Below are 21656 nucleotides of genomic sequence, written 5' to 3' on the forward strand. Positions count from 1 at the left end.
CACTGAGAGCAAAATTTAACGCCCTCTGCGGTGCCCGGGGGAGCACGGATGCTCAGGGCATGACTCTGACTGTGTATGGACGCGCTGGAGGCCGCAACGGGGTTGCTGTGGCGCAAGCGTTGGTTGACCCCCAGGATGTGGAGCAAGCGCAGCTGCACCGTTGGTATCTGGGGGGCCGGAAGCGCAAGTACGTGGTGACCTGTATGCCCGGCGCCGGCACGGTTTTGCTTCACCGCCTGCTGCTCGGGGCTGGTCCTGATGACCGCGTCGGTCACCTGAATGGCAACACGTTGGACAACCGCAGGGCCAATCTCTACCTGCTGCCCTGAAACGTTCCCTGCGGGGAACTGGCACCCCTGACGTAGGCGATTGACACGAGAGCAGGTCAGTCGCCTTATCGCCCGCAGTCGCGTACAGTCCGGGACGCATGGTCTTTGCTGACACCGCCCTCTGCCGGCAGCCCAACATCTCATCGCATACAACGCGACTCCTCGCAGGGCTGGCAAGTTGAGCACCTTGCCTTTGGGTGATGGGCGGCATACCGACATGCAAGTCAAGCAGCAAAGCGGAAACGACACGCTCACGGCACTGGAACTGTTCGCTGGAGCGGAGGGCCTGGCTGTGGGGGTGCATCAGGCCGGCTTCGAGCACCTCGGGTTGATCGAGTGGGAGCGGTACGCCGTCGCCACCCTGCGCCTCAACAGTGAGCGGGTCCTGGGTACCGATCCAGCGCGGGTCATTCACGCTGCTGCACAGAGCATCGATTACAGCGCCTTCGCGGGACGGGTCGATCTGTTGAGTGGCGGGCCGCCCTGCCAGCCGTTCTCGACTGGCGGTGCCGGCGGTGGTCAGACCGATCCCCGCAATATGTTTCCGACCTTTCTCGACGCGGTCAAGCAGGTCCGGCCCCGCGCCGTTTTGCTGGAGAACGTCAAGGGCCTGACGCAGGCCAAGTTCGCGCCGTATATGGAGTACATCCAACTGCGGCTGCGTTTTCCCTGCTGCCCGCTTGATCCGGAAGCCTCCTGGCAGGAGCAACTGGAGGTGTTGAAGCGGGTCAGACCTGCGGACTTTGCCGACGAGGAAAAGTACGCCCTCGCCGTGCGTCTGATCGACACGGCCGACTACGGTGTGCCGCAGCGGCGTGAGCGAGTGTTCTTCCTGGCTCTGCGCGCCGACCTGGGACTGGAGCCGGCCTTCCCCGGCCCTACCCGGAGCAAGCTGGCCTTGATGCATGACCAGTGGGTGACGGGCGACTCCTGGCTTCGTCATGGGCTCAGGCCGGTGGAGCCCCTGGGCAAGCGCGACAGGACAATCAGGGCCGCTCTCCAGGCGCAGGCGCCGCGGCTGCCACCTGATGGCCGGAGGCCCTGGCGAACAGTTCGGGACGCCATCCAAGATCTGCCAGCCCCCGTCCCACGCGGCGTGGCACCACAGGTGATCAATCACGTTCAGCATCCGGGGGCACGCATTTATCCGCCGCGCCACATCGGCAGCGTTCCTGACATGCCCGCCAAAGCCCTCAAGGCTGGCATGCACGGTCATGGGACACCCGGCGGCGAGAACGTCCTGAATGCTGAGCACGAGGGCGTACTGCGCTACTTCACGACCCGCGAGGCTGCCCGACTTCAGACCTTCCCTGACGAGTGGGAATTCCTCGGGACCTGGGGCGCCTGTATCCAGCAGCTTGGCAATGCGGTGCCGGCGCAGCTCGGGGAAATCTTTGCCAGCAGTATCCGCACCCAGCTTCTCTCCGTTCGTTCGTGACTGCCTGTAGTGACGGGTTTTCCCAATCCGGTTTGCCGTATCCGGGAAGCCCGTATCCAGCTCTTCCGTCTACCCTGAGAGCGCCCCTTGTCGTCGCATCGGGTGTGGCGGACGATGTAGTCGTAGACCGGCCAGTCGTCGGGCTCTGTCATCAGATAAGTGAAAAGAGGGGACGTATCCCCTCCACCTCCTGCTCGCCCGAATGGCATAGAGCAGTTGTTATTCTCTTATAATCCGCTTCTTCATAGCTCCTGAAATGCGTTCCAGCAAGGCGGCTCGGCGGGCATTATAGAAGCCCTCAAAATCGTCATTTCTCAATGCTTCTACGTCTATGACATGGGTCTGCAGAATGTCGTCCATCCGGCTTGGAGAGATAGGGGCCTGCCTATCCGATTGCAGCTTTTCAAGATAAACACTTGGGGCAACACCGCCGATCTTGCGATTAGTCTTGTAAGTGAGCGGAGTCTTGTTGATGACACTGTCATAGACACGCTTATCTATGCCCTGCCTGATACACCATTCTTGCGGAAAGATGTGGTGAATGTCGATGTTCTCTTCGAAATAGGCCAGGTGGGTGGCGGGGTCACCGGTGCGGAAGTCCTCCGCGCCATCACGCATCAGCAGAGCGTAGACCCCCTTGTAGGCGGCACTGTTGCGGGTTCGCAACTCGTCGAGGCGCTGGGCATTGAAGTTGGCTTCGCGCACCGTATCCGGCTCAGTGCCACCGGCCATCCACGCCAGCAGTTCCGGGAAGTCCTTGGCAAAGCGGGTCTCCGTCGCGCCGGCGTACAGTTCGCCGAACACGCCGTTCCAGTACCACTCTGCCAACTTGTCTTTTACGGCTATCCCTTCGGCCTTATCGCCCAGTACAGCGAGTGCCGCCGCCAGGGGTGTCAGTTGCGTCCGGTAAGGCAAGTCGCGGGCGGTGAACATCTTCTGCGTTCGCAGGAATTGCGCCGCTTTCAAAAAGCCCTGCTCTACGGCTGGGGCGTGCGCCTGATACTCGGCCAGGGTAAGCCTCAGGATGTCTTTGCGCTTGCACGAGACTGCCGCCGCCTCCTGTTCGCTCTTTCCACCCTGTAGCTGCTCCAGACGGCGGGCGCGGGTCGCCAGCAGCGTCACCGCCTGAAGGAAGTCGGTGCTCTCGACATTGGTCAGAACGGGGTGTTGATGCAGTCGCCCCTTGATCCCCACTTCACCGCTCGTGTCGCCCAGCCACGCCTCGCGCAGGCGGTAATTGTCGGCGGCAAAGGTCGCGGTCAACAGCTCGAAGACAGTCAGGCTCACACCGCCCGTATTGACCTTCTCGAAGACCTGACAGACCGCTTCCTTGGGCGTGCCCCTGCCCATCGTGATAACAGGCACCTGATACTGCTGAAAGGGGTGCAGGACTGCCTCGGTAAACGCCTGCCATTCGAGAAGCCGCGCTTGCATCTGGTTTGGGTCACTGCCAACGTGGGCCATCATCCACTGGTTCTGACCCATCGCATCGAACATCAGGCCCAGAGGAAACAGCCCCGCCGCACGCTCCAGTTCGGCGGTGCTGTAGTCGGCCACGACCTTCCCCTGGAAATTGCGAAGCTGACGGTCCTCCGGCAGGCTGATAAACGCCTCTTCCCGATCAGCATTCGGGTCGGTGGCTTTCTTCATGTCCACGTAGTACCAGCGCTTGATGAGCTTGTTGCGGGCGTCGCGTGTCTCGACGACCTTGCCGCTGCTGATGGCCTGAAACAGACTGGTCATGCGCTGCTGACCGTCAAGGAGCAAGTGGTCCGGGGCCACTGTAGAGGCCGGTTCCGCTCCCTCAAGCGAGCGCACCTTGAAGCGCACATCCGGGTTGCCGGTTTCGAGCATCATGACCGCCCCGATGGGATAGGACATGGATACGCTGGCGAGCAGGCTGCGGATGTGGTCATCCGTCCACACCCAGCCCCGCTGAAAATCAGGAAGCTGAATCTTGCCCTCCGCGACCGACCGCATCATGTCGGAAAGGGATTTTTTGTCCGGTGTGAACGATGTCGTCATGCGATTTCTCCTTGCTCCGTGGTCTGGACGCGCCGCCGAATATGGCCCGCCAGTTCCGCTCCCTTGAGCTTGCGCGACTCGTTGCCCCGGCGGACGTACAGGGTGCCGTCCCTGGTAAAGATGTCCTCCGGCGAGGTCCGCACGTCGACGCGGCAAACCTGTTGACCGTCCAGCACCGGGAAAGTCACGCTGACCCACTCGCCCACATCCGGTTCCAGGGCCTTCCGCAGCTCCTGGCGCAGGTAAAGCTCGAACTTGTCGTTGGTGCGCTCCGCCTTGCCGCGCAGCTTGAAGTCAGCGTCCAGCCCCATCCCGCGCCCCTCGTCGGTCACGCCAATCAGCAGGGTGCCGCCCGAAGCGTTGGCGAAAGCGGCCACCGTCTTGAAGACTTCATCCTTGATGTAGTCGGCCTGCTTGGCTCCGCGCACGTCCCAGGCAAACGTCTCCTTGAACTCCAGTTGCTGTCCCTCGCCCCCGCGCACCAGCCGCACCAGTTCGGGGTCGCCCCCCAGCGGCGCAAGGTCGCGGAAGGCTTGCAGCGCCGCCGCCTTCACGTCACCAGCCACCAGGGGGAAAGTCCCCAGGATGTGCTCAAACTCGTCTTCGGTCAGGCCGTACAGGTGGGCCACCCGCCCGTCCAGTTCTGCCCGCAGCCTGGCCCGCCCCGCTTCGTCGGTCACGCCGTCCTGAGACCCGCGCAGGCCCGCCGCTTTGGCAAGGTCGTCAAACTCTGGGGTCGTGCAGATGAGCTTCGCCGCCGCCGTCACGATGGGTTGGAAGTCGGGGTCAGATGGGGTGAGGCGAGGGACGGGGACTTGATAGATAAAAAACATATTGATGTTGGCGGATACTGCTTGACGGATGCTGTAATCCGCTACAAAACTGTTCATTACAGACTGTACATAAAGGATTTCCAAGTCATTTGCAGAGTTTTCGGTATCAGTAGAAACCAGAATAGAGTTACCTGCAAAGACATTTTTCGGAACTGGACCGACTATGAAAGTTCGGGAATCTGTACTTCTCGCAATGGCTCGGAAGCCAAGACGGTAAGTCTGATATGCCAACTGTTTGCCTGTGTCCCTCCCGCGTCCAAGAACACCTTGTCGCCCCTCCTTCTCGTCCACCCAGTAGCGTGGCCCGGCGAAGTCGTGGCGGAACTGGTGAATCATCTTGCCTTCGTACAGCGGCAAGCGCCCCGGCCCCGGCTCGGTGCGGAACAGGTGACTGTCGTTGGTCATGTCAAACTCGCGGGTCAGTTTCAGGTTCCATACATCCGGCAACTGCTCGCCCAGCAGCGGAAATTTCAGCATCTTCTGGGCAATGTGGGCGTCCAGTTCGGTCTTGAACTCCATCACGCTCAGACTGTCGGGCGAGAGGCGTCGAATCAAATCAACTTTCATTACAATATGCTGGTTACTATCATACAAGAAATTTCGCAGCTTATCTTTCCCAATAGCTTCCCGAGGATTAATTCTAAAAGCCGCCGGAAAATCAAAACTTTGCTCACCCTTACCAAAAGTCAAAATGCAGAACTTAAATGAGTGATGTACATCTTCAAATAGAAATTTTTCATTAGAAAGACCGAAAAGTGACGTGATGCTCGTCTTGTTGAATAGCATCTCGCGCAATCCCTTCGCGCCCAGGTCGGTGTATACGCCGCTGGGTATCACGATGCCGCACTCGCCGCCGTCTCGCAGCAAGCGGTAGCCCTGCTCCAGAAACAGCTTGTAGAGGTTCAGGTCGCTGCCCGTCTTTTTGCCGTTGACGGTGCTGGACTGATGCGTGAACTGCGGCGCGGCGCGGTAGTAGGCGCTGACGTGGGGGTAGCTCGACTGGTAGGCCAACCACTCGGCGCGAATAGCGTCGTCGGCCAGCAGCTTGGACTGCTCCTTCTCGAAGTCCTTAATCAGCATCTTGTTCTTTTGAATGGTCGGCGCGTGCGACTGCAAGAACTCTTTGCCGTTGGGCTTCACGATGTCCCACGGCGGGTTGGCAATCACGCCGTCAAAGCCGCCGCGCTCCATCACCTCGGCAAACTCGAAGGCCCAGTGAAAGGGCTTGAGGGCCGTGATGTCAGCCAGGGTCAGCGCCCGCTTGGTGCTTTTGCCTTCCTTGCCCTTGGCAGCGTCCCAGGTGGCCTGCTCGTACTTGATACCGAGGTCATGGAACTGCTTGTGCAACAGGGCGTTGAGGGTTTCGTAGGCGGTTTCCTTCTGCCGCTGGATGTCCTCGCGCAAAGAGGTGAGGTTCTGGATGCCCAGTTTGCTGGCGTTGCGGTAGTCGCGCAGCAGACGCTGGCGCTCCTTCACGATGTCGCTGTAGGTCACCGAGCCGATGCCCAGCAGGGGCGTGACGGCTGCGCCCTTGCCGCCACGCTGGGCGTTGTAGGCCTTCTCGTCCACTTCCAGCAGCCCGATGAGGCTGTTGCCCGCCAGGATGTTGAAATCGATGTTGGGCAGCGGTTCAAGGTCTTCGAGCTTGTTGGCACTGCTGACCAGCGCGAGGAAAAGGCGCAGCTTGGCGATTTCGCCCGCTTCGGGCATCAGGTCGACGCCGTACAGGTTCTCGGTGATGATTTTCTTTTTGAGGTTGTAGTTGGCGCTCTCGTGCTTGCCGCGCAGGTCGCTGCGCCACGCGTTCAGGGTGGGGTCGTTGAAGGCGTCGATGCGGCCCATCAGGGCGGTGTAGATGTCGAGCAGGGTCTTGAGGGCCGACACTAGAAACGCGCCCGAACCGCAGGCCGGGTCCAGCAGACTGAGTTGCTTCAGGCCGTCGTCGGCGGTCAGCAGCCAGCGCACCAGCCCCACGTCGGCGCGGGTCAGGGCGTCGCCGAGGTTGAGGTGAAGCTGCTTGTCGTCGGGGCGGTAGGCCTTGATTTTGTCCAGCACCAGTTTGCGTACCGTCTGCTCGCACAGGTACTCGGTGATTTCCGGGCGGGTGTAGTACGCCCCGAAACCCTTCTGGTTGATGTACTTCTCGAAGATGTGGCCCAGCACGTCCGGGTCGAGGCCGCCCGCGTGCTTATCGTCGTCGCTGAGATTCCACTCGTAGTCCCCGAACAGCTTCAGGATGATGTCGAAGGCGTGGTCGGGGATGGCGATGTCCGGGTACTTCAGTTCGATGCTGTGCTTGAGAAACAGGCCGCCGTTGAGGTAGGGAATCTGCCCCACCATTGTCCTGGTCTCGTCGCTGCGCCCGTCTTCCGGCTTGGCAAAGGCATCGAAAAAGAGGTGATGCAGGAACTCGCTGTAGTAGCGGTCGGCGCCCCGCTTGCGGCTCGCGGCCATGTGCTGTTGCAGGTAGCGGCGGTCACCGTCGCTGCCACTGTTGGGGCGGCCCAGGAAGCCCTTGCCTTGCAGGAAGTACACGAACATCAGGCGGTTGAGGATGACGCTGGCGTACCACGCCCGGTCACGGTCGTCGCTGATGCCCCGAATTTGCGAGGCGAATTCCTCGCGCACGTCCTTGAACTGGTTGTAGAACTTCTTGACGACGTGTTCGCTGTCGAGGGCATTTTGCAGGCGCTGCGCGGCTTCCAACACCGGCAGCTCACCGTCCTCGTTCAGCTCCCCGATGTCCACGAACAGCCCCGACAGTTTGCTCACGAAGAGGTCGTCGGGCTGGCCCCTCACGTAGGTGTGGGTGCGCGGCTGCGCCTTGTGCTTGCCTTCCTCGTTCAGGCCGCGCTTGACCCAGTACCAGTGACTCTGGTTGCGCCCCTCGTTCACGAAGACCAGGACGTGCTCGTGGGCGGTCTTGACCACCTCGTCGCTGACCTTGTGCCGCACCCCCTCCAGCGGCAGCGTGCCAGGGTTCTGGCCGCCCGTGACCTCGATGACCTGCACGCCACCCAGCCGGGCGATGGGCCTGAGCTTGAACGTCTCCTCGCCGACCGTTACGTTGCTGCTGCCGCTGGCCCGGCTCCAGCCGAGAAGGCTCATGGTTTCGGTGAAGTCAAAGTCCCGCAGGCTCTGACGCAGATGCTTGAGTTCAGTGACGCTCAGGGTGGCTTTGATCATAGGAAGTCTCCAGGCAGGGCGATGTGGGGAGGGAGCGGTGGGCGAAAAGTCACAGGCAGCGCAGCCCGAGGGAACAGATGACCTGTGGCTCGCGGGCCACTTCGTCGTCCTCGTTCTTGAGGCTGAGCCGGTCATCGTCGCGCAGGCTGAGCACCAGCGCGGCCAGGGTCGCGTCGTCAATCCCGGTTCGCAGTTGCCGGGCCAGGGTGTCGGCCGCCGTAGAGCGCAGCGGATAACGGTAGATGTCGTCGATGGCTCGCGTCAGCTCCGGCGAAGCGTAAAGCGTGGCGTCGATGCTGTTGGCATACCTTTTGAGGCGTTCGTAGGTTCGCGCACGGGGCCCGTTGGGTCTGCCCAGTTCGCCGCCCGAGAGCCCGGCCTCCTGCGTGTTGATGTGGTCGATGCCGGCCTTGACCAGTTCGTGGTGCCCCGGCCAGCGTTCGAGAGAAGGTGTATCCGGCGCGCACTCAGCCGCCTGCAAGACTTTGAGCTGGCTCTGGGTGACGCTTTCGCCCCGCCCGTCCATCCAGGCCAGGGCGTCATACCCGCTGGCCGTCCGCATGTAGACCAGCACGCCGTCGGGGGTCGCCAGCGTCTCTTGATGGGCCTTGGTGCTGTAGACGACGTCGGGCAAAGCCGGAATCTTCGCGTTGAGGGTGGGGTCGGCCTTGAGGGCGTTTTGCCAGATCTGGAAGGCGTAGCTGGCCAGGTCCACCTCGTTGTCGGCGTCGCCGTCCAGCAGACCGGACTTCTCGTTGTACAGGTCGACCAGCTTTTGAGCCTCGTCGTCCTCGAAGAAGCGTTCGTCGGTACCGACCACCTCCGCGTTTTCCGCCAGCCGCTGGCGCACGCGTGAGCGCAGGTTGATGAGCCGCTCCACGCCTTCCGAGGGCAGGAAAGAGTACACCTCAATTTCTTCGGCCGCCTGCCCGATGCGGTCGACGCGCCCCGCCCGCTGAATCAGGCGGATGATGGCCCACGGCAGGTCGAAGTTCACGACGATGTGGGCGTCCTGAAGGTTCTGTCCCTCCGAGAGCACGTCCGTGGCGATCAGCACCCGGATTTGCGACTGCGGCGCGTAATCCTTGTCGTTGCTGCGTGGCGAGAACTGCCAGGCGAGTGCGGTGGGGTCTTCGCTGGAGCCGACGGCGCCCGCAATATGCGTCACGCCCCGTTTCCTGAGTTCGCTCACCAGATAGTCCACGGTGTCGGCGAACTGGGTAAACACCAGAACCTTTTCATTGGGGTGGGTCTGGGTCAGCAGCTCGTGCAGAGCATTGAGCTTCGGATCGTTCTCGGGCCGCCATTCCCCCGCCTGCGCCAGTACCCCCAGGAGGGCACGGGCGTCCTTGCGGAGGGCTTCGGCCAGCTTCTTGGTAAAGAACTCCGAGCGTACCCACTTGAAGCGTTTCTTGTAGGTCGTTTCGTAGAGGCCATAGACCTTCTGGGCGCGGGCACGGTAGGCGGCTTCGGTCAGAGCCAGCTCATCGGTCTCGGCGTCACCGACCACCTCGTCGGCGCTCTCGGCCGGGGTGGTTTCATCGCCGTCTTGCGTGAAAAGGGTCTCCTCATCGTCATCGCGCTCATCGAGGAGTTCCGCGTTCTGCGGGCCAATCGGCAGCGGCTTCCCGGCCTCAAGCGCCTGCAAGAAGACGTAGTTCCGCAGCACATGCCGCTCCAGCGACTGCACGAAGGTGGCCCCGCCGCTTTCCAGCCGCTTGAAGAGGTTGGTGCGCGAGAAGCCGATAAGGCGTTTTCCGGCGCGGCCCAGGTTGGCCAGTTGCTCCTTTTCGGTGGGCGTCGCGCTGCCCTTGGTCTTGTCGTTGACATAGTTGCCGAGGCCATAGCGGGGCAGCAGCAGCTTGCCGATGGTGTCCACCACGTCCTGGGCGTACAAGCGGGCGTAGGCGTCCTGGGGATTACTCTCGTCGACCGCGAAAGTCACGGTGCGGGGGCGACGCACCGGGAAATAGTTGCGGCGCCCATCGCCGAAGGTCAGGTAGCGCCTGCCGCTGGCTTCGTCGACCTCGGCATAGTTCGCCTGCACGAAGCTGCGGGTTCGCCGGACCAGATACAGCCGCATCAGGTCGCGCCAGTCGTCGGGATACTCGCTCTTTTCGAAGGCGGCGATGCTGCGCGCCGGGGCCTGGAACTTGGCCCGGAAGTTGGCCTCCCCGACTTCGCGCATGAGTTGTTCGGGGCGAATGCCGAGGTCGACGTCTTCAGGAACGAAGAGGCGCAGTTGCGCGCCCAGGTCTTCGTAGCTCTTGTTGTAGGGGGTGGCCGAGAGCAGGATGACCTTGCTTTCGTTGAAGGCCACGTATTCCTGGATGGCCCGGTAGCGTTTGCCCTCGCGGTTACGCAGGTTGTGGCTTTCGTCGATCAAGACGAGTTGGTAGCGCTTTTCATCAGCCAGGGTGCCCGTGACTTGGCTGATAGGCAGCACCTTCGCCAGCAGGCCGTAGCGGTGAACATAGTCCCGCCACATCGGCACCAGGTTGACGGGGCACACGATGAGGGTGCGGATGTCCTGCGCCTCCTGCATCACCTTGACCAGGGCTGTCGCCATCAGGGTCTTGCCGAGGCCCACCACGTCGCCCAGCATCACGCCGCCGCGCTTGTTGAGGTGATGGGCCGCGATCTGGACCGCCGCCGCCTGATAGGGAAAGAGGATGCGCGCCATGTCCTTCGGGATGCGAAATCCGCCCACACCCGCCCGCGCTTCCCGTGAAAGGTGGTAAGCCATCTTCAAGTAGATCTGGTAGGGCGTGTGCCCCTGTTGCCCGGCCCAACTGTCGTCGATGATCTGCGCGAGTTCGAGGGTGATGTCCAGCGCCCAGCGGTCGTTCCAGCGGTCCTCGAACCACTGCGCGAGCTTCTCGGTGGAGTCGCCGTCCACCACGTCCACGTTCAGCTCCCCCTGCCGCTTGAGGCCCGCGAAGGTCAGGTTGCTGCTTCCGACGTATGCGACGCGGGGGGAGACGTGGTCCTTGCGGTGGAGAAGGTACAACTTGGCGTGCAGCAGCGAGCGCAGGTACAGCTTGACCTGCACCTTGCCTTCCTTCAGCTGACGACTCAGGCGACGCAGGCCAGCCTCATCGCTGTTTGAGGGCGCGCCCAGCATCAGTTGTTGTCGGAAAGCTTCAGCCACCCGCTTCCTGAGGCGCAGGGCCGTCTGGTTGTCCAGGCCGTCATTCTTTTCCAGTAGGGAGAGGGAGGAGCGCAACTCGCCCTCGGGAAGCTCTTGCATGCCCACGATCAGTCGAGTCTTGGCTCCGTCCTGCCCTGACCACTGATCCGCAAGGTCGTCGATAAGCTTCCAGCCGCGCAGGTTGAAGTATCCGACGCAGAAGTCGGCCCGGACGGCGCTCTGCATGGAGCTTCGCAAATCATCGATAAGCTTGAGGTCAATGTTGTCGAGGATCTTCGGCATGCTGTCAGCGACAGCTTAGCCTAGGAGTTCTTTGTTAAGTCTTTTGGAGTCCACCTCGGGCGGCTATGCGAAAGCCCCGCCAATCTCCAGGGTGTTGCGACCAGGGCTTCAACCCTCGCCGCCCAAGTCAGCACGCCACTTGCTCAGAGTAGAGGTCGTCTCTTTTTGACTCCCCCACGCCAGCATTTTGAGTTGTTTGTGCTTGGGCGTCCCGGGGGATCGGGGTTGGCCTTTCCCCGCAGGGAACAGGCGACCAGCGGGTCCCGGTAGGCACCGCCACCTCCATTCGCTTGATCGGCCCCGCAGTAGCTGATACGGATTCCGCTTAATTCCTGCACAGTCGGGAAAGCGCCGCCTGTGCATCCATATCGCAGAATCCGTATTTTTTCCTACTCGCATCCGCTCTGCTGCGCAGCTTTGCAAGTCGGATTGAATCTGAAACTACCAGATTCAATCGGAATCCGTATCACGTCAGTCTTGCGCTGGCCGTGCCACCGATCTCGACTGCCGCATCAGAGCCTCCCGAACCTCCCGCAGTCTGGAGCCGTGGAGCGGATAGAACAGCAGCAGCACGAATGCCAGGGCTGAGCCGATCAGGGGAGGCACGGTCATGAAAAAGCGGAAGCCCTGCGCGACACTTTCAGGCTGCGCGGCAAGTTTCGGGTCGTACCCGTAGCGGTGCGCCACCCAACCGAACACGGCGGCCACAATGGCGGAACTCAGGGTGGTGATCAGGCCTGCCAAGCCGTAGTACGACCCTTCGCGCCGCTCCCCGGTACGCAGCTCGTCCTCGTCGATGACGTCCGCAAGAATCACGTCGCCCATCAGGATCAGGCCCGCCAGCCCCACACCGAAGAGCACGGTGGTTGCGAGAGCCGCCGCAAAGGTCTGAATGACCAAGAGGGGCAAGACCGCCAGACCACACAGCGCGAAGGCCAGCAGCAGGGTGGTCCGCGGTCCGTACCTGTTGGCGACGATGACCCGCCAGGGCCACAGGCAAAGCCCCGCAGTGACGAAGGCCGCGGCGAGCAGCAGCGTGGTGGACAGGCCACTGTTCAGGCCCAGGCTGTACTTCACGAAAAAGCCCATCCCGGTGGCCAGCGTGCCAGTGGCCACGAAACGCATCGTCTGGGCCGTGACTACGGTGAGGAAACTGCGGTTTGCGAAGGTATGCCGCAGGGCATGAACAAGTGGGAGTGCAGACTGGCGGGGAAGCGGCGACTCGAACATCTGTCCCAGGTTGCTGTACACCGCGACGCAGGCGACCACCGCGAACAGAAGCGCCATCGGACCCCAGCCGATCTGTGCGGCCAGCAGAGGCGGCAGGGCCAGGCCGATCAGCAAGCCGACCACCTGCACGACGTTCATCTTCACGGCCACGTCGGTTCGCTCGGGGAAGGTGCGAAACATCTCCGGCAGCAGACTCAGGTAGGCACTCCCTATCATGGTCCCCGTCGTCTCCCACAGCACCCACAGCACGGCGAAGTAGACCAGCAAGGCCGTGGGGCTCTCCACGCCGTCAAAAGGCGCATTGAACAGCAGCGCCAGGGCGATCATGCAGGGCAGGGTGGCGAAGCGCAGGTAGGGCAGGCGGCGCCCCCACCTCGAACGCGTCCGGTCGGACAGATACCCAATCACCGGGTTGTCCACGGCGTTGTACAGCGCGAAGACGGACATCACCGCTGCGAACTTCAGGGGATCGGCTTTCAGGTGATCGACGTAGTACAGGAAGAAGAAACTGCTGACCTGTGCCGGAATGACCAGACCGAGGTTCATCAGCGCGTAGCGCCAGCGCACGTGGGGAGAGGTGACGGCAACTTCGGGGAGGGCCGCCGTCACCGCTCGACTCCCAGCCGGCGGCGCAACAGCTGCTGCAGCGGTCTGTACCCGATGACTTCAATCCCCAGGTTGCGAATTTCACGCGCCAGCTCCTCGCGGGCAAAAGCCGCCCTGTTCGCCACCCGGCCCGCGAAGTCCGGACAGAGCGTGCGAAGTTCCGGGGTGTCCCGCGCGGGATGCAAAATGAAATGCGTGATGCCAGGCGGCAGGTCACGGAGCAGCTGCAGGGTGAGCGCCGCATGGTCGCCGCCCACTTCCAGGGGCAACATCCGGACGTGATCAATCAGAAGGAAGCCCTGCGCTTCGAGTTCCGCCGCGAGCGCCTCGGCCTGCGTAGCCTGCGCCGCGTCCAGGCCAAGTTCAAGCCACGCGGCGGCCTGGAGACGCGGAAAGTTCATCGGGACGCCGTACTGCGCCGAGAGCCCGATGACCTCCCGCACGTAGCGGGGATCGGCGGCCGTGCCCATATGAGCGTCCATGTGCGTGACGTCCAGGCCCCAGGCAAGAGCAGTCTCCAGTTGCGCCCGGAGTTCGCGGCCCACCGTGACCGCGTCCGTCCGCCGCGCGCCCTGCACTGTGGCGTGGAAGAAGCCATGCTCGTCGACCAGACTGGAATCTTCCGGGCAGGTCAGGGGGCGCCAGCGACAGCCCGCCCATTCGCTCGTCAGGGTGAGGTGAACACCCACGTCACTCGCCGGGTGCGCCAGGGCGACCTGAGCGGCCAGGGGGCTCCAGGCGCAGGGCATCATCACGCTGGCAGACGACAGGAGCCCCACCTCCAGCAGGTCCCTGTAGGCCGACACACTCGCCTCGCACATGCCCAGGTCGTCTGCGTGGAAAATTACCAGGCGGTCGCGTGGGGTAAAGCCCAGGTCCCCCAGGGCCGGGTTGATGGCGGGAAGAGCATGAAGTGCACTCATGATGAGCTGGCCTCCTGGCACGCTGGATTCAGTTGCGGATGCCCTGATCGTACACGCCGCTGGGGCCTGGGGCATGCAGCGGCCGGGGGGCATGCCAACCCTTCCTCAAAAGTCGCAGGACCCCGACAGAAGAAAGAGGAGGTGCAACCAGGACCGCATACGTATCGCCCCGGCCTGGGCCCGTTGCACCCGAACTGGAGCTGAGGAGGGAAAAGCACTGTCCAGCGCGGCGGGATTTCAAACGGCCTTCTGTGCTACGCCTGTGCTACGGCGGTGCTACGACCTGGGAAACGTCGGGAAGAACCGTGAAAGGGCTCCCGGAAAAGCAGCGTCTGGGAGGGCGATTCCCGAAATGCCGGGAAGATATGGGACAGGGCCGTCAATCTTGGGGTGGTAGGGGTCGTGAGTTCAAATCTCGCCGCCTCGACCAGCAAAGAAACTCCCTCCCTGTGAGGGGGTTTTTTTTGGTTGGTCGCTGCCTCCGGGGCGCACTCGGTAAGCCTGCTCACACAAAGCCCCCCCCGGAGGCGGCGAAAGGTGGGACAGGCGGCAGAATTGCCCGGCACGGCGCGAAATGGTGAGCTGTGTCCGTAGGCGGGGGCCACCCCAGAACGTAGGACCAACCCGTCTGGTCTCCTTTTATGTCGAGCCTCCCTCTTCCTCTCTTTCCCCTGCCCACGGTGCTGTTTCCGGGACAGGTGCTGCCGCTGTATGTCTTCGAGGAGCGCTACCGCGCCCTGCTGCGGCGGGTGCAGGCCAGCGGCGAGCCGTTCGGGGTGGTGTACATCAAGCGCAGCAGCCGTGACAGCGCGGCCCCGCTGCACGAGCGGGTGTCAGGGGTGGGAACGCTGGCCCACCTGATGCAGACCGAGCAGCACGAGGACGGCACGAGTTCGATTCTGGTGGTCGGCGGCGAGCGCTTCCGGATCGCCGGGCTGTCGTTCGGCGAGCCTTACCTGATGGCCAGCGCGGAGCTGTGGCCGCTGCCCCGGCCCGCGCAGAGTGCCGCCGAATACACCGAGCAATGTGCCGCCGCCCTGCTCGCCGGGATGCAGCGCTCCTGGCCCGAACGCGCCGCCGTGCTGAGGCAGGAAGCTCCGGCCGACCCGCTGCTGCTCGCCAGCTACGCCGCCAGCCTGCTGTGCGCCCTGAGCGCCGACCGGGCCGCGCCTGCCTGCAACGTGGCGCTGGCCGCGCCCACCCTGCTCGAACGGCTTGAGCTGCTGCTCGCCGCGCTCCCGGCAACGCCCGCCACAGACAGCGCGGCGCTGCACTGAACCTGGGAATGGGGCCGCCCCCGACTTCGCCGTTTCTCGCTCCTTTTCTCACGCGGCGCCTCCGGCCCTGGTCAGACGGCTGGAGCACCCCTTAAATTTCGGCCATGACCGAACCCTCTCTCCCCTCCCCGTCCGGCGCCGCCTCGCCGCTGCTGTTCACACCCCTCAAACTCCGCAGTCTGGAACTGCCCAACCGGGTGGTCGTCTCGCCCATGTGCACCTATTCGGCCACGGACGGTGTCGCCAACGAGTTTCACCTCGTTCACCTCGGCCAGTACGCGCTCGGGGGGGCCGGACTGATTCTGGCCGAGGCCACCGCCGTCTCGCCCGAGGGCCGCATCAGCCCCGAGGACCTGGGGCTGTGGGACGACCGCCAGATCGTGCCGCTGGGGCACATCACCGATTTCGTTCACCGGCACGGCGGGCGCATCGGGGTGCAGCTCGCCCACGCCGGGCGCAAGGCGAGCACCTACGCCCCCTGGCGCGGCAAGGGCGCGGTGCCCCCGGAAGCGGGCGGCTGGCAGGTCATCGGGCCGGACGAGCAGCGCTTTCACGACCTGTTCCCGACCCCGCTGATGATGGGCGCGGGCGAGCTGCGCGGCGTGGTGGACGCGTTTGCTGCCGCCGCCCGCCGCGCTCAGGTGGCGGGGTTCGACGCCGTGGAGATTCACGCCGCGCACGGCTACCTGCTGCACCAGTTCCTGTCGCCGCTGGCGAATGCCCGCACCGACGATTACGGCGGCTCCTTCGAGAACCGCACCCGGCTGCTGCTCGAAGTCGTTCGCGCCGTGCGCCACGTCTGGCCCGACCACCTGCCGCTGTTCGTGCGCCTGAGCGCCACCGACTGGGCCGAGGGCGGCTGGGACGTGGACCAGACGGTGCAGCTGGGGCACCTGCTGAAGTACGAGGGCGTGGACGTGCTCGACATCAGCAGTGGGGGGCTGACCACCGCGCAACAGATCGAGGTCGGCCCCGGCTATCAGGTGCCGTTTGCCGCCGCCGTCAGCCGCGCCGAGACGGAAATCGCGGTGATGACGGTCGGCATGATCGAAACCGGCGCCCAGGCCGAGGCCGTGCTGCAATCCGGCGACGCCGACCTGATCGCGCTGGGCCGCCCCTTCCTGCGTGATCCGCACTGGACGCAGCGCGCCGCCCGCGAACTGGGTCTGCGCCCCGCCCTGCCCGAGCAGTACGCCCGCGCCGGGTGGTGAGGGTGGGGAGGGTGAAGGGTTGAGAGGAGAGGGTAAAGACTCTTCCCCTTCACCCTCTCCTCTCATACGGATTCCGCTTAATTCCTGCACAGTCGGGAAAGCGCCGCCTGTGCATCCATATCGCGTAACCCGTATTTTTTCCTACTCGCATCCGCTCTGCTGCGCAGCTTTGCAAGTCGGATTGAATCTGAAACTACCAGATTCAATCGGAATCCGTATCAACCCTCTCCCAGCCGTCCGTCCAGCAGATGCAAGGTCCGGTCGGCACGGGCCGCCAGACGTTCGTCGTGGGTCACGAGGAGCACGCCTGCGCCCTCGGCCCGCGCCAGTTCGATGAGCAACTCGGCCACCCGCTCGGCCCCGGCGCGGTCCAGACTGCCGGTGGGTTCGTCGGCCAGGACAGCGGCGGGCCGCACCGCCAGCGCCCGCGCCAGGGCGACCCTTTGCCGCTCGCCACCGCTCAGGACGCCCGGAAAGTCAGCGGTGCGGTGGCCCAGCCCCACCCGGTCGAGCAGTTGTTGGGCGCGGCCCGCGTCGGGACTTCCTGCGAGCATGCCCGGCACCAGCACGTTTTGCTGCAGCGTCAGGTCTTCGAGCAGGTAATGGTGCTGAAACACCAGCCCCAGCCGCCCGGCCCGGCGCCGCGAGCGGGTCTGGGTGTCGAGGGTGTCCACCCGTTCACCGGCCCACCAGACTTCGCCCTCCGTGGGCGCGTCGAGGCCGCCGAGCAGGTGCAGCAGGGTGCTTTTGCCGCTGCCCGAGGGACCGCTGACCGCCACCACCTCGCCCGGAGCCACCGTCAGCGACACGCCGTGCAGGATGGTCGCGGAGCCGTAACGCTGCACGACGTGGCGGGCTTCGAGGGCGGGGGGGGCGGCAGACACGGCGGGCATTCTAGAGCAGTGCCTCTAGAGCAGTTCTCCGAATTACGTGATGCGCGGAACGGCACCCCGCATCACTCCATTCTCTCCTGCGGAGCTGTACCAGTCTGCTGCGCAGCTTTGCAAGTCTGCCCTGCTCCGTGTTTTGCACTCGCTCTCTGCAAGCTGTCCCAGTCCGCTCGCCAAAAAGACGTAATACGGATTCCGCTTAATTCCTGCACAGGCGGGAAAGCGCCGCCTGTGCATCCATATCGCAGAATCACCTCGGGTGCGGCGGAATCTAAGCTGCTGAACGCACGTAGCGCTCTAGGTGCAGCATCAGGTTGTGGGCCGCAACCGCACGGCACGTGCGGGCTACGACGGCCTGGAAGGAATTCAGCTGCACCTCACCCAGAGAGCAGCATCTCGCTAACCTGGAAAAGACCGATTCTATGCGCTTTCTTAGTTTCCCCAGCACCGGTGGCCATGCCACCGGTGTCTTCGCGTTCTCCCGTGACTTGGCGTACACGCCACTCCCGACGTAGCCTTTGTCCCCAAGCGTGCGGCTGCGTTCGTATTCAGAGAGCAGCTCACGGGCCACGCCCTGCTCGGATTCGTTGGCAGCGACAATGGCAAACTTCGTGAAGTAGCCCTGCGTGTCGACGACGCCGTGAAGCTTGTAGCCCATCACCCAGCCCATACTCCCTGGGCCTATTTTTGCTTCTGACTGCTGTCTGGGCCGCTTCATTCGGGCACCCTGAGCAATGGGGAGGGGTTTACTGTCGATAATGAGGATGTCTGCATCTTTCGGGCTGAGGGACAGCCCGAAAGATGCGATGAGATGCCTGGCTGCGAGTAAATGGCGGTGGTAGCGACTGCGTTCGGGGAGGTGTGGGAAGAGGTCGGCGTAAAGCTGACGAACGAGGGCGAACCAGGTCTCGCTGTTCTTCTGACCAAGAAGGTCGCCCACGAGGGCGATAGTGATCAGTTCAGAAGGAGTGGCCTGACGGTTGCGGGCCATGGGAAGCTGGTAGCTTCCCATGGCGCTGAGCAGTTGGAGATGGTCGTCGACAAGGACGTAGGCCAGTGTGAAGAGGTCGGGCAGGCTAAAATATTCCAGAAGCTGGCTGGTTCGCATAACCCCAGCTTCGCTTTTTTCGCCCCTTCTTGCGCCGCACCCGAGGTGAATCCGTATTTTTTCCTACTCGCATCCGCTCTGCTGCGCAGCTTTGCAAGTCGGATTGAATCTGAAACTACCAGATTCAATCGGAATCCGTATAACGTCTTTTTGTCAAATGCTCTAGTGGATGACCAAGGGCATGAGAAGGCTTATAATGCTGCATGGGACGCCAAAAGCGATTCGTCGTCAACCTTCCTGAAGCTGAGCGTCAGAAGCTCATCGATATGACGAAGAAGGGAATGATCAGTGCGCGAGTCATGACTCGCGCACGTGTCCTTCTCCTGGCAGATGAACAGCTGCATGACAAGGTGATCGCTGAACGGCTGGCCGTCAGCAAAGGAATGATCGGTCAAATCCGCAGAAAATATGCGACTGACGGGGTAGCTGCTGCTCTTTACGAAAAACCGCGCCCCAAGCAGCCCCCAAAACTTGATCCGAAAGCCACGGCGATCCTGATCGCAGAAACCTGCTCGGATGCGCCAGAGGGGTACGCGAAGTGGACGATGCAGCTTCTCGCTGATCGTCTTGTCGCTTTAGGCGTCGTAGACAGTATTTCTGATGAGACCGTCCGAAAAACGCTTAAAAAAACGCACTCAAACCCTGGCAGGTCGAGAGCTGGTGCGTCTCCAAAGTAGGGGCAGACTTTGTCTGGCGTATGGAGGAAGTGCTGGATACGTACGCTTTGCCCTATGACCCTGAATATCCAGTGGTCTGCCTCGATGAAAAATCTGTCCAGCTTCTCGATCATGTTCGTGAGCCGCTCCCACCCGTGCCGGGATACCCGGCACGGGTCGATCACGAGTACAAGCGCTGTGGGACAGTTAATCTCTTTATCGAATTTGAGCCGCTGACGGGGCAGCGCAGTGTGACGGTGACTGAGCGGCGAACGTCACAGGAATACGCAGCTCGTTTGCAAGCATTGGATCGACGCTACCCAGAGGCGAAGAAAATCCGGCTGATCCAGGACCAGCTTTCGACCCATTCACCAGCAGCGCTCTACGACACATTGCCCGCAGAAGAAGCGAACCGCTTGAGAAAGCGGTTCGAGTGGATCTATACGCCAAAACACGCGTCCTGGCTGAATATGGCCGAGATGGAATGGGCCGCTCTGCAACGTCAGTGTCTGGATCGCCGTATAGCGGCGAAAGAAGCACTTGAGACGGAAGTTGCCGCCTGGGAGCGGCACAGAAACGCCAGGGCAGTCAAAGTGAATTGGGAATTCACGACCCAGGCAGCAAGAGGCAAAATGGCGCGTCACTACAAGCAAGTCGAATAGCCTCAATCATGCCCTTGGTCATCCACTAGAGCATTTGACAGAAAAAGCGGAGCGTTTCTGTCCGACTTGCAAAGCTGCGAGGCAGAGCGTAATTCGCTCTAGACTCAGGCGATATGGCGACCCTGGAAATCGATTGCCCCGTGTGCGGCGAAGTGCTCGAACTCACCGACAGCGACCGCGCCGAATTGCAGGTCGGTGACGTGCTGGTGTGCGACTCGTGCAACGCCGAGATGGAAGTGACGCACAACAGCGGCGAGGACTTCGACCTCGAGCTGCTGGGCATCCTGACGGTGTGCCCCGGCTGCAGCGAGGAATTCGAGGTCACGGAAGACATGCTGGCGACCGCGCCGGTCATCGAGAGCGTGGACGGCGTGAGCGTGAGCCTGGTGGACTGCCCGCACTGCCGCGCCCGCATCGAACTCGAACTGACCGAGGACGTGGCGACCGGACTCTGAACACGACACGCACGCCGGGTTCAGGCAGACACAAGGGGTCTAGACAATTTCAATTGAAAAGCCAGTAGCCTGTTAGTCTCTCAAACGTAAGGAGCACTTATGGCGACTGTTCAATTTGAAAACCCCGAAACCGGCGCGACCATCGAACTGACCAACCCCGAACTGGGCGAACTGGTGATTGACGACGAAACGGGCGTGGAATACGAAGTGGTGTCCATCGACCCGCCCCGCCTCGAGGCGGCCCCGCAGGAAGCGGAGGACTGGGGCGAGTAAGGCCGCAGGGTCGAGGGTCTAAGGGTCTTTTCCGACTCTTAGACCCTTGGACCTTTCGACTTGCCGCAGGCAACCTTATGGCCGAACTTGCCGTTCTCTACGACCGTATTCGCCCCGACGAGAAGATGCTGTTCGAGGCCCTCGACGACCTCGGCGTGCCCTACGACAAGGTGTACACGCCGCAGCTCACCCTCACCTTCGATGAAGCAGGCCAGGCCAACGTGCCCTGGAAGGTCGCCATCGAACGCTGCGTGAGCCAGAGCCGGGGCCACGCCGTGACCCGTGCGCTCGAAGGCTTCGGCGTGAAGGTCATCAACCCCGCGCACGTCATCGAAGTGTGCGGCGACAAGCTGGCGACCAATTCGCGCCTCGCCGCCGCTGGGCTGCCCACCCCGCGCACGGGCGTCGCCTTCGACGGCGAAAGCGCCCTGAAGCTGATTGAGGAGATGGGGTATCCGGTGGTGCTCAAGCCCACCGTCGGTTCGTGGGGGCGCATGGTCAGCAAGCTCAACGACCGCGACGCCGCCGAAGCCGTCATCGAGCACAAGGAAGTGCTGGGCGGACCGCAGCACGGCGTGTTCTACGTGCAGGAACTGGTCAACAAGCCCGAGCGCGATATCCGCGCCTTCGTGGTGGGCGGGCGCTGCATCGGCGCGATTTACCGCACCAGCGAGCACTGGATTACCAACACGGCGCGGGGCGCGAAGGCGAGCAAGTGCGAGGTCACGCCCGAACTGGCCGACCTCGCCGAGAAGGCCGCCGCCGCCGTGGACGGGCAAATCGTGGCGATTGACCTGGTGGAAGACCCGGGGCGCCAGAACAAGTGGGGCGGGCTGCTGGTCATCGAAATCAACCACACGATGGAGTTCAAGAACTCGGTCAGCACCACGGGCGTGAACATTCCGCGCCTGATGGGTGAGTACGCCATCAGCCTGCTGAACTGATACGGATTCCGCTTAATTCCTGCACAGTCGGGAAAGCGCCGCCTGTGCATCCATATCGCAGAATCCGTATTTTTTCCTACTCGCATCCGCTCGGATTGAATCTGAAACTACCAGATTCAATCGGAATCCGTATGAGGCAAAGACGGGAGGGGGCAGAGGGGCCGCGGGCGCCTGACT

The 21656-nt window shown here is 62.7% G+C and carries 15 protein-coding genes; 8 read left to right on the top strand and 7 right to left on the bottom strand.

Annotated elements, in window-relative coordinates; genetic code table 11:
• Positions 1-59: 59 nt before the first annotated feature.
• Positions 60-329: a hypothetical protein gene (locus G6R31_RS09010; protein WP_152423757.1), complete on the top strand. Its 270-nt coding sequence runs from the start codon at positions 60-62 to the stop codon at positions 327-329.
• A gap of 217 nt (positions 330-546) precedes the next feature.
• On the top strand, positions 547-1767 hold the full coding sequence (locus G6R31_RS09015) for a DNA cytosine methyltransferase (protein WP_017871450.1): 1221 nt from the start codon (positions 547-549) through the stop codon (positions 1765-1767).
• A gap of 219 nt (positions 1768-1986) precedes the next feature.
• On the opposite strand, the gene G6R31_RS09020 is transcribed toward G6R31_RS09015, so the two are convergent.
• The 5 genes from G6R31_RS09020 to G6R31_RS09040 form a co-directional block, all read right to left on the bottom strand.
• Entirely contained in the window at positions 1987-3792 is a 1806-nt protein-coding gene (locus tag G6R31_RS09020; protein WP_017871451.1) for a DUF262 domain-containing protein, read from the bottom strand.
• A complete protein-coding gene (locus G6R31_RS09025; RefSeq protein WP_017871452.1) occupies positions 3789-7811 on the bottom strand; it encodes an Eco57I restriction-modification methylase domain-containing protein in 4023 nt (1340 codons plus the stop codon). The genes G6R31_RS09020 and G6R31_RS09025 overlap by 4 nt, the downstream gene beginning before the upstream one ends.
• A 49-nt stretch (positions 7812-7860) precedes the next feature.
• A complete protein-coding gene (locus G6R31_RS09030) occupies positions 7861-11244 on the bottom strand; it encodes a helicase-related protein (RefSeq protein WP_017871453.1) in 3384 nt (1127 codons plus the stop codon).
• 471 nt (positions 11245-11715) lie between these two features.
• Complete coding sequence (locus tag G6R31_RS09035) at positions 11716-13083, bottom strand: MFS transporter (RefSeq protein ID WP_017871454.1); 1368 nt, start codon at positions 13081-13083, stop codon at positions 11716-11718.
• Positions 13080-14003, bottom strand: coding sequence for a polysaccharide deacetylase family protein (locus G6R31_RS09040; protein ID WP_017871455.1), 924 nt, complete (start codon positions 14001-14003; stop codon positions 13080-13082). The genes G6R31_RS09035 and G6R31_RS09040 overlap by 4 nt, the downstream gene beginning before the upstream one ends.
• 641 nt (positions 14004-14644) lie before the next feature.
• Between G6R31_RS09040 and G6R31_RS09045 the strand changes: the two genes are divergently transcribed.
• Entirely contained in the window at positions 14645-15280 is a 636-nt protein-coding gene (locus G6R31_RS09045; protein ID WP_017871456.1) for an LON peptidase substrate-binding domain-containing protein, read from the top strand.
• A gap of 104 nt (positions 15281-15384) precedes the next feature.
• Entirely contained in the window at positions 15385-16491 is a 1107-nt protein-coding gene (locus G6R31_RS09050; RefSeq protein WP_017871457.1) for an NADH:flavin oxidoreductase/NADH oxidase, read from the top strand.
• Between the two features lie 218 nt (positions 16492-16709).
• On the opposite strand, the gene G6R31_RS09055 is transcribed toward G6R31_RS09050, so the two are convergent.
• Complete coding sequence (locus G6R31_RS09055) at positions 16710-17384, bottom strand: ABC transporter ATP-binding protein (RefSeq protein WP_017871458.1); 675 nt, start codon at positions 17382-17384, stop codon at positions 16710-16712.
• A 268-nt stretch (positions 17385-17652) separates the two neighbouring features.
• Entirely contained in the window at positions 17653-18489 is an 837-nt protein-coding gene (locus tag G6R31_RS09060; protein ID WP_114671024.1) for a transposase, read from the bottom strand.
• Between the two features lie 203 nt (positions 18490-18692).
• On the opposite strand from G6R31_RS09060, the gene G6R31_RS09065 reads away from it, so the two are divergent.
• From G6R31_RS09065 to lysX, 4 genes are all read left to right on the top strand, one after another.
• Positions 18693-19807, top strand: a protein-coding gene (locus G6R31_RS09065; RefSeq protein ID WP_164993948.1) for an IS630 family transposase whose coding sequence is annotated in 2 segments (ribosomal slippage) — positions 18693-19119 and positions 19119-19807 — 1116 coding nt in all. Because the reading frame shifts where the segments join, the coding sequence is not laid out codon by codon here.
• Positions 19808-19920: 113 nt separating this feature from the next.
• Positions 19921-20262, top strand: coding sequence for a hypothetical protein (locus G6R31_RS09070; RefSeq protein WP_017870442.1), 342 nt, complete (start codon positions 19921-19923; stop codon positions 20260-20262).
• Positions 20263-20361: 99 nt separating this feature from the next.
• Complete coding sequence (gene lysW / locus G6R31_RS09075; RefSeq protein ID WP_017870443.1) at positions 20362-20535, top strand: lysine biosynthesis protein LysW; 174 nt, start codon at positions 20362-20364, stop codon at positions 20533-20535.
• A gap of 77 nt (positions 20536-20612) precedes the next feature.
• On the top strand, positions 20613-21479 hold the full coding sequence (lysX, locus tag G6R31_RS09080; protein ID WP_017870444.1) for a lysine biosynthesis protein LysX: 867 nt from the start codon (positions 20613-20615) through the stop codon (positions 21477-21479).
• The last annotated feature ends 177 nt before the right edge of the window (positions 21480-21656 follow it).

Source organism: Deinococcus wulumuqiensis R12, assembly GCF_011067105.1.
Lineage (GTDB): Bacteria > Deinococcota > Deinococci > Deinococcales > Deinococcaceae > Deinococcus > Deinococcus wulumuqiensis.

Coding starts and splice junctions, on each gene's coding strand:
- G6R31_RS09010 (WP_152423757.1), top strand. CDS start 60: ATGACTCTGACTGTGTATGGACGCGCTGGAGGCCGCAACGGGGTTGCT.
- G6R31_RS09015 (WP_017871450.1), top strand. CDS start 547: ATGCAAGTCAAGCAGCAAAGCGGAAACGACACGCTCACGGCACTGGAA.
- G6R31_RS09020 (WP_017871451.1), bottom strand. CDS start 3,792: ATGACGACATCGTTCACACCGGACAAAAAATCCCTTTCCGACATGATG.
- G6R31_RS09025 (WP_017871452.1), bottom strand. CDS start 7,811: ATGATCAAAGCCACCCTGAGCGTCACTGAACTCAAGCATCTGCGTCAG.
- G6R31_RS09030 (WP_017871453.1), bottom strand. CDS start 11,244: ATGCCGAAGATCCTCGACAACATTGACCTCAAGCTTATCGATGATTTG.
- G6R31_RS09040 (WP_017871455.1), bottom strand. CDS start 14,003: ATGAGTGCACTTCATGCTCTTCCCGCCATCAACCCGGCCCTGGGGGAC.
- G6R31_RS09045 (WP_017871456.1), top strand. CDS start 14,645: ATGTCGAGCCTCCCTCTTCCTCTCTTTCCCCTGCCCACGGTGCTGTTT.
- G6R31_RS09050 (WP_017871457.1), top strand. CDS start 15,385: ATGACCGAACCCTCTCTCCCCTCCCCGTCCGGCGCCGCCTCGCCGCTG.
- G6R31_RS09055 (WP_017871458.1), bottom strand. CDS start 17,384: ATGCCCGCCGTGTCTGCCGCCCCCCCCGCCCTCGAAGCCCGCCACGTC.
- G6R31_RS09060 (WP_114671024.1), bottom strand. CDS start 18,489: ATGCGAACCAGCCAGCTTCTGGAATATTTTAGCCTGCCCGACCTCTTC.
- G6R31_RS09070 (WP_017870442.1), top strand. CDS start 19,921: ATGGCGACCCTGGAAATCGATTGCCCCGTGTGCGGCGAAGTGCTCGAA.
- lysW (WP_017870443.1), top strand. CDS start 20,362: ATGGCGACTGTTCAATTTGAAAACCCCGAAACCGGCGCGACCATCGAA.
- lysX (WP_017870444.1), top strand. CDS start 20,613: ATGGCCGAACTTGCCGTTCTCTACGACCGTATTCGCCCCGACGAGAAG.